General features: G+C 73.8%; 6 protein-coding genes and 1 pseudogene. 1 reads left to right on the top strand and 6 read right to left on the bottom strand.

Translation table 11 applies throughout. From position 1 onward, the window contains the following. The 4 genes from galE to BZY54_RS43475 form a co-directional block, all read right to left on the bottom strand. Nucleotides 1-843 (bottom strand): UDP-glucose 4-epimerase GalE (galE, locus tag BZY54_RS43490; RefSeq protein ID WP_086730877.1); only part of this gene is annotated, 843 nt, incomplete at its 3' end. A 61-nt stretch (nt 844-904) separates the two neighbouring features. Further along, nucleotides 905-2,521 (bottom strand): glycosyltransferase family 2 protein, encoded by a 1,617-nt coding sequence (locus BZY54_RS43485; protein WP_086730878.1) that lies wholly within the window; start codon nt 2,519-2,521, stop codon nt 905-907. A 44-nt stretch (nt 2,522-2,565) separates the two neighbouring features. Further along, nucleotides 2,566-3,852, bottom strand: coding sequence for a glycosyltransferase family 87 protein (locus tag BZY54_RS43480; RefSeq protein WP_086730876.1), 1,287 nt, complete (start codon nt 3,850-3,852; stop codon nt 2,566-2,568). Between the two features lie 110 nt (nt 3,853-3,962). After that, entirely contained in the window at nt 3,963-4,466 is a 504-nt protein-coding gene (locus BZY54_RS43475) for a MarR family winged helix-turn-helix transcriptional regulator (protein ID WP_086730875.1), read from the bottom strand. Nucleotides 4,467-4,589: 123 nt separating this feature from the next. Here BZY54_RS43475 and BZY54_RS43470 point away from each other — a divergent pair, with 123 nt between their 5' ends. Then, a complete protein-coding gene (locus BZY54_RS43470; RefSeq protein WP_086730874.1) occupies nt 4,590-5,003 on the top strand; it encodes an organic hydroperoxide resistance protein in 414 nt (137 codons plus the stop codon). A 20-nt stretch (nt 5,004-5,023) separates the two neighbouring features. Here the strand turns inward: BZY54_RS43470 and BZY54_RS43465 are convergent, their stop codons facing one another. After that, nucleotides 5,024-6,607, bottom strand: coding sequence for a hypothetical protein (locus tag BZY54_RS43465; protein WP_086730873.1), 1,584 nt, complete (start codon nt 6,605-6,607; stop codon nt 5,024-5,026). Nucleotides 6,608-6,784: 177 nt separating this feature from the next. Further along, nucleotides 6,785-7,126, bottom strand: a pseudogene (locus tag BZY54_RS52535) (hypothetical protein); the annotation flags it as partial.

Here is a 7,126-nt window from a genome sequence, read left to right as displayed (position 1 = left end):
GGGGGTGACCGTCGGGGGGCGGTGGTGGCCGGTGACGGCGCTGATGGTGTCGATCATCTGGCGTACCGACACGCCCTCGCCGCGGCCGATGTTCAGGGTCAGGTCGAGGCCGGGGGAGGACCGCAGCGCGCGGGCCGTGGCCACGTGGGCCTCCGCGAGGTCCACCACGTGGATGTAGTCACGGATGCAGGTGCCGTCGGGCGTGGGGTAGTCGTCGCCGAAGATGCGCGGGGGCGCGTTCTCCGTCAGCTTCTCGAAGACCATGGGGACGAGGTTGAACACGCCGATGTCCGCCAGCTCCGGGCTCGCCGCGCCCGCCACGTTGAAGTAGCGCAGGGACGCCGTGGACAGGCCCGTGGCCCGGCCGGTCGCGCGGACCAGCCACTCGCCCGCCAGCTTCGTCTCGCCGTAGGGGCTCATGGGCGCGCACGGAGTCTCCTCCGTGACCAGCGCGTCCTCCCGCGCGGTGGCCGGCATGCCGTACACGGCGGCCGAGGAGGAGAACACGAACGCGGCGACCTCCGCCGCCGTCACGGCCTCCAGCAGGACGCGCAGGCCCTCGACGTTCTCCCGGTAGTAGCGCAGCGGCTGGTCCACCGACTCGCCGACCTGCTTCTTCGCCGCAAGGTGCACGACGCCGGTGATGTCGTGCTCGGCCAGGACCCGAGCCAACCGCTCCCCGTCCAGCGTGGAACCGACCACCAGCGGGACCCCGTCCGGGACGCGTGCGGCGACGCCGGTGGAGAGGTCGTCGTACACCACGGCCTGCTCGCCCGCCTCCGTCATCGCGCGGACGACGTGCGCGCCGATGTAGCCGGCGCCGCCGGTGATCAGCCAGGTCATGTGGGGGGTCTCCTCGTCGGTCGGAGTCAGGGGTCGGGTACGCGGGTGGGGGCGGATCAGATCAGCGCAGCAGGCGGCGGAGCCTGCCGCGGAGCACCGATGCGGCGCCGCGCAGACCGGTCGCCACGCGCACGGCGAGCGCGCCGGAGTGCGTGGCGTAGGGCTGGGCCAGCAGGATGCCGAACCTCAGGCTGGGCACGACGGTGCGGCGCAGCAGCCCGGCGCCCGCGCGGGCGTGTGCCGTCACCTCGCGGGCCGAGCCGTCGGCGAAGCGCAGCCGCAGGCGGAGGTCCCAGGTGCCGGCTCCGAGTGCCGCCAGGTCCACGGGCGTCTCGGCCGACCAGGTGTCGTCTCCGGAGCGGGTGAGGGGGACGGTGGTGCACCGGACCGTCCGGTCCGTCTCCCGGTGCCGCCACTGCACGTCCAGCGTTCGGGGGTCCGCCGCGGCCACCCGGCCGTACATCTCGTGCAGACGCAGCCGCAGCACGCCGGCCCCCCGCGCGCGGGGGCGCAGTGCCGCGTCCACGGCGAGCGGGAGGAGGTGCGCCTGCCTGGTCAGGAACGGCTCCAGGGTGACCCGGGGCAGGTCCTCCGCCCAGACCGGCGTGGAGTGGCTGTCCCGCGCGTAGGGCGGGCAGAGCCGGGCCGGGCGGGCGGCGAGCTCCTTCAGCCGGGGCAGATCGCGCGGCTCGGGCGAGGCAAGGATCACCCGTGCGAGGAGCCTTCCGGGTGCCGACGGGTTGACGGTCCAGTCCGCCGCGTCGTACTCCCCGAGGTACTCCCGCGTGTGCGCCCACCACGCGCGCCGGTACTCCGCGTCGCGCAGGCCCAGCTCACGCACGTACATGCGCAGCTCGTGGTCGAGGAACTTGGTGCGGGCCGCCCGCGCGAGCTCCTTGCGCCCGGCGTTCAGCAGGATCTCGTACGCCTGCCGGCTCGCCTCCGTGCGCGCCCGCCAGTTGTCGACGTGCGCGCGGTCCAGGGAGATCGACAGCCGGTCGGCGGAGCGCCGCACGTGCCAGAGGTAGACGCGGTCCGGGACGAGGGCCATGCGCGGCCCGGCGGCCAGCACCCGCGCGGTGAACACGAAGTCCTCGTAGGGGAAGCGGCCGTCGGGGAAGCGGATGTCATGCTCGCGCAGGAAGTCGGTGCGGTACAGCTTGTTGACGCAGAGGGTGTCCTGGACCAGGGCGGGCAGCCGCGCGGGGTGCGTCAGCACGGCGCTCTGCGCGTACAGCGCCTCCTGCCAGGGCGTCTCGCGCCCAGAGGGCAGCTCCCGGCGCACGCACAGGCCCGCCGCGACCTCCGCCCGCTCCTCCTCGGCGGCCGTGAGCAGCGCGTCCACCGCGCCCGCGGGCAGCTCGTCGTCGCTGTCGAGGAACATCACGTACGGCGAGGTCACCGCGTCGATCCCGGTGTTGCGCGGGCTGCCGCAGCCGCCGCTGTTGGTCTCCCGGCGGATCACCCGCAGCCTCGGCTCCGTGGCGGCGAGGCGGGTAAGAAGCTCGTGGCTGTCGTCCGTCGAACAGTCGTCCACGGCGACGACCTCACGGACGGCCGGTCCCTGCGCGAGCGCCGAGCGCACCGCGTGGGCGATGTGGGCGGCGTCGTTGTATCCGATGACGACGACGCCGACGTGGGGATTCTGGTCGGGGCTCTGGCTCTGGTGGGGGTGCATGGAGTCCACGGGCGGCAATCGTAGGTACGGACGGTAATCTCCCGTTAAGAGGGACTTAGTGTCCCGTGCGGAAGACGGTGTGTGTCCGGCTTCGGTTGTCTTGCGGGTACCACCGATCTCGTCGAGTGCCACAGCCGGGCGAAAGAGAGTACCGCGGCGACGGCGAGCAGACCGTTGCGTACGAGCATCAGGGCACACCCCGCCCAGGTGCAGGCGGCAACCTGGGGATAGAGCATCGGGTAGGCGATCGCGCTGACCAGGCTCGCCGCCGCGATCAGCGCCGCCACCGGGCGCTGCGTGGTCCGCCGTGAGGTCAGACACACCGCGGACAGCCCGAGCAGCCAGATCATGTACTGCGGGCTGATCACCCGGCTGGTCACGGTGAACAGGAGCACGGCGCTCAGCGCCGCGTCGTACGGCGTCGCCGGCGTCCAGCGCCGGGCCCGGATCCGCCACAGCAGCAGCAGCGCGAAGGCCGCCGCCGACAGCACCAGCGCGGCCCGCGCGACGGTCGTCACGTGCGGCCCGGTGAACTCCAGCGCCCCGTACTGGTACCGCACCTTCCCCGGCCAGCCGGCGTGGGTCGCGAAGGACAGCACCGTGCCGCCGAACGACTCGATCTGCACGCCCCGGCCGCCCTGCTGGCGCACGAACGCCAGCGGGTTGCGGAACACCCCGGCGAGGAGCAGGCCGACGACGGCCCCCGTGACGGCCGCCCAGGTCCACGCCGAGCGAGTCGTACGGCCCCGGGGCGTGCCCAGCAGGACCAGGGCCGGCCACACCTTCACCAGGGCGCCCAGCGCGGCGAAGGCGCCGCTCACGCGGCTGGAGCGCCCGAGCGCCAGCAGGGCGAGCACGGCCAAGGCGGTGACCTGGACGTCGTAGCGGGCGAGCGGGATGTGCATCAGCAGCGGCAGGCCCAGCGTCCAGTAGCCGGCGCCGCGCAGGCTGCGGCCCGGTCGGGTGCCCACGCCGGCCAGCGCCAGCGTGATCACCGCGTCGAAGGCCAGGGTGAGCGCCACGAACGCCTGAAAGTACGTCAGGCCCGGTAGCAGCGCGGGCGAGAGCAGCACCACTCCGGCGCCCGGCGGGTACTGCCAGAGCGTGTCGTGCGCAGGGAAGGCGCCGTGGGACAGCACGGCGTACCAGTGCTGGTACAGCTTCCACACCTCACGCGCCACCGCGCCCCGGCCCAGCAGGGGCACCGTGTTGTGGGCGAGCAGCCACAGCATCAGGGCGCGGCTGAGCAGCCAGGCGGCCGTCAGGGCGAGGAGGCGGTGTCTCGTCGACGCGCGCGCGAGGGCACGCGGCACGCTCTGGAAGGCACTCATCACGGCGGATCGTAAACCGCGTGAATGTCACGCACGCGCCGATACGCCGTCAATTGTCTGAAGAACAGGCAAACAGTATTAAATCGCCCGCGCTTTCCCGGGTGCAGGGGTCACCGGCAGTCCGGCGCCTCCTCCAGCGCCGCCGCGTCCAGCGCGCCGGTGAGCCGGTCGAGCCGGGTGCGCAGGTCGACGATCTCGTCGAGGGTGAAGCCGGTCGCCGCCATGATCCGGCGCGGCACCAGCGTGGCGCGCTCGCGCAGCGCCGTGCCCTGGCCGGTCAGCAGCACCTCGACCGACCGCTCGTCCCGCGCGCTGCGCTCCCGGGTCACCAGGCCGGCCGCCTCGAGCCGCTTGAGCAGCGGGGACAGCGTTCCGGAGTCGAGGCGCAGATGCTCGCCGAGCCTCTTCACGGGCGTCCGGCCGTGCTCCCACAGCACCAGCATCACCAGGTACTGCGGGTAGGTCAGCCCGAGTTCCTTCAGGAGCACGCGGTAGACGCCGGTGAAGGCGCGCGAGGCGGCGTGCAGCGAGAAGCAGATCTGGCTGTCCAGGCGCAGCCAGTCCTCCTCCGGTGCGGTGTCCGGCTGGGCGCTGGGCGGAACCTCGGTCGTCATGCCCTCAGGATAGCTCTGACATCATTCAGTTGTGCACAACTGAATTGCGTGCTCTACTTATCCCCGGACGCGAGGACACCCGGTCCGCGGCCGTCCGCAGACTTCTGAGAGGGATGGTTTTCCATGGACGCGCTCTACACCGCCGTCGCCACCGCCACCCACGGCCGTGACGGCCGCGCCTTCAGCTCCGACGGCAAGCTGGACGTGCAGCTGGCCCCGCCGGTGGAGCTCGGTGGCAACGGGCAGGGCACCAACCCCGAGCAGCTGTTCGCCGCCGGCTACGCCGCCTGCTTCGCCAGCGCCCTCGCCCTCGTCGGCCGCCAGGCCAAGGTGGACGTGAGCGACGCCGCGGTCACCGGCGAGGTCGGCCTCGGCAAGCAGGGCGAGGGCTTCGCGCTCGCCGTCACCCTGCGCATCGAGCTGCCGGACAACGTGGACCAGGCCACCGGCCGCAAGCTGGTCGAGCAGGCGCACCAGGTCTGCCCGTACTCCAACGCCACCCGCGGCAACATCCCGGTCGAACTCGTCGTCGAGTAGGCCTGCGGCCCGCGAGGCGGTCACCCCCGGCCGCCGGTGGCCGGTCCTCCGATCCGCGCCAGTACCTCCCCGGTCCGCCGGCTCCACGCCACCACCACCGCCTCCCGCGGCACCTCGCGCCACCGCGGCAGCAGCAGCCAGCGCACGCGGTAGCGGCGGACCACGGCGGACCGGCCGGCGGGGGGCGTCCCCGGAGCGAGGTAGGCGTGGACGGCGGCGGCCCGCCGCTGCCGCTCGCGCTCGTCCAGCGCGGTGTCCGGCCAGATGGGCGCGACGAGGTTCACGCCGTACCCGGCGATGGCGTGCTGGGCGTAGTAGCCGTCGGCGAGCACCACGTCCCCCCGCCGCATCCACCGCGCCGCCCAGTCGTACGACGGCCAGCGCGGCGGCTGGTCGAAGCCGACCGGATCCAGCGAGCGCGGCACCACCGCCCCGGCCTGCACGCCGAGGAACCCCACGCAGGCGCCCGTGGCCGCGAACATGCCCAGCAGCCGGCGCCACGGCACCCAGGGCCGTGGCGCCGCCAGCTCCACGGCGAGTGCGAGCTGCGGCCCCAGCAGGGCCGGTCCGAGGATCCGGCCGTAGGTGAAGTGGCCGCTGAGCCATCCGTACGCCACGACGAGGCAGTCGAGCAGGAACATCAGCACCAGCGGGTCCCGCCACCGTGACCGGCGCGCCCGCAGCCACAGCGCGGGCAGTCCGAGCAGGGCCAGCCAGAAGCGGCCGCCGAGGTCGTCGTAGAGCCCCTGGTGCAGCCCGTCGAGCCGGTCGTCCCCGACCAGCGCGAACACGTCGAAGTACGGCCAGCTCGCCGCCGACGCGAGGCACACGGCCCCCGCCAGGAGCCAGCGGCCCGCGACCGCCGCCCGCCACCGGCGCTGCCGGCCCGCCACGCACGCCGCCGCCCCCATCGCGGCGGCCACCGACGTGATCGGATGCACCAGCAGGATCAGCCCGTACAGCAGGCCCAGTGCCGCGTAGCCGCAGAAGCCGGGCAGTCCGCTCGGCCCCACGAAACGCACCCTCCCCGCGTCCCGCGCCCGTGCCGCCGTCAGCGCCCACGCCCACAGGGTCAGGCCGAGCGCGAACGTCGACGGATAGCCGAGGTTGCCCGTCATGGACATCAGCCCGAGATAGCCGCTCCATGAGGCCCGATCCGTGCCCCACAGCAGGGTCACCGCGCCCAGTGCGAGCACCGGCGCCCAGGTCCGGGCGGTCAGGGCGCGCACGAAACGCCCGAGGCCGGTCAGCAGCACCAGCAGGTTCAGCGGCCCGGCGAGCCGCAGCACATGCCGGCCGGACAGCCCGGTCAGCCGGGCGAACACGCCCTCCGCGAGGGCGTACGGCGAGTAGTACGGGCTGCCCGCGCCCGGCAGGTCGGCCATCGGGTGGCGGGGATGCAGCAGGTCCACCCTGAGGCGTTCGATCACCGCCGCGTGCTGGCCGGCGTCGCAGCACAGCGGCACCCTCCAGTAGGCCAGCGACATCACCAGCCAGAACAGGGCGCCGCACACCAGATAGGGGCTCGGACGCAGGACGGGGCCGCCGCGCAGCGCGGTCGCGCCGCGCGCGGAGCGCCGCCGGGCGAGGACGCCGGTGCTCACCGGACCGGCGCGGGAGCGGGGACCGGAGCGCGCGCGAAGGCGCGAACGGACAGGGATCTACGGGACATTAACCGTATATTCCCAATATCCCCGGCGGGTCGGCGGCCCCCGCCCCGGGGTCACCCCATCGGGTGAGCAGGTTCCGCCGGACCCCCTGGCGAGGCGCGCCCGCGTCGCGGGAGGCCGGAACGGCGGCCACCCGGGCTGTCCGCACCCGAAGATCCGCATGAAGCGCACCGACATGAACGGCAGGGTGGGCCCGCCGGTCCGGCCGGCCCGCAGTCGTGTGTCCACCTCGCGCCGCGGCTGCGCCCGGCACTCCTTCGTCACCCGGGCGGCCGGGTTCGGCGCGCGGAAGCGCAGCACGTCCACGCTCTGCGCGCGGCGCGCCCGCGCGGTCCGGCCGGCACAGGCGTCATCGACCGTGACCGCCGCCGTCTCCCGCTTGCCCTCGCCGCTCAGGCTCAGGGCGTACGCCAGGTGGTTCTTGGTGTCGGGGGTGTCCCGGCCGGTGACCGT

The sequence above is a fragment of the Streptomyces carpinensis genome (genome assembly GCF_002154505.1).
Lineage (GTDB): Bacteria > Actinomycetota > Actinomycetes > Streptomycetales > Streptomycetaceae > Streptomyces > Streptomyces carpinensis.
This window is presented reverse-complemented; position numbering and strand designations above follow the sequence as displayed.

What these genes read in the sequence shown, in the direction of transcription:
- BZY54_RS43485 (WP_086730878.1), bottom strand. Translation starts at nt 2,521, where the DNA reads ATGCACCCCCACCAGAGCCAGAGCCCCGACCAGAATCCCCACGTCGGC.
- BZY54_RS43480 (WP_086730876.1), bottom strand. Translation starts at nt 3,852, where the DNA reads ATGAGTGCCTTCCAGAGCGTGCCGCGTGCCCTCGCGCGCGCGTCGACG.
- BZY54_RS43475 (WP_086730875.1), bottom strand. Translation starts at nt 4,466, where the DNA reads ATGACGACCGAGGTTCCGCCCAGCGCCCAGCCGGACACCGCACCGGAG.
- BZY54_RS43470 (WP_086730874.1), top strand. Translation starts at nt 4,590, where the DNA reads ATGGACGCGCTCTACACCGCCGTCGCCACCGCCACCCACGGCCGTGAC.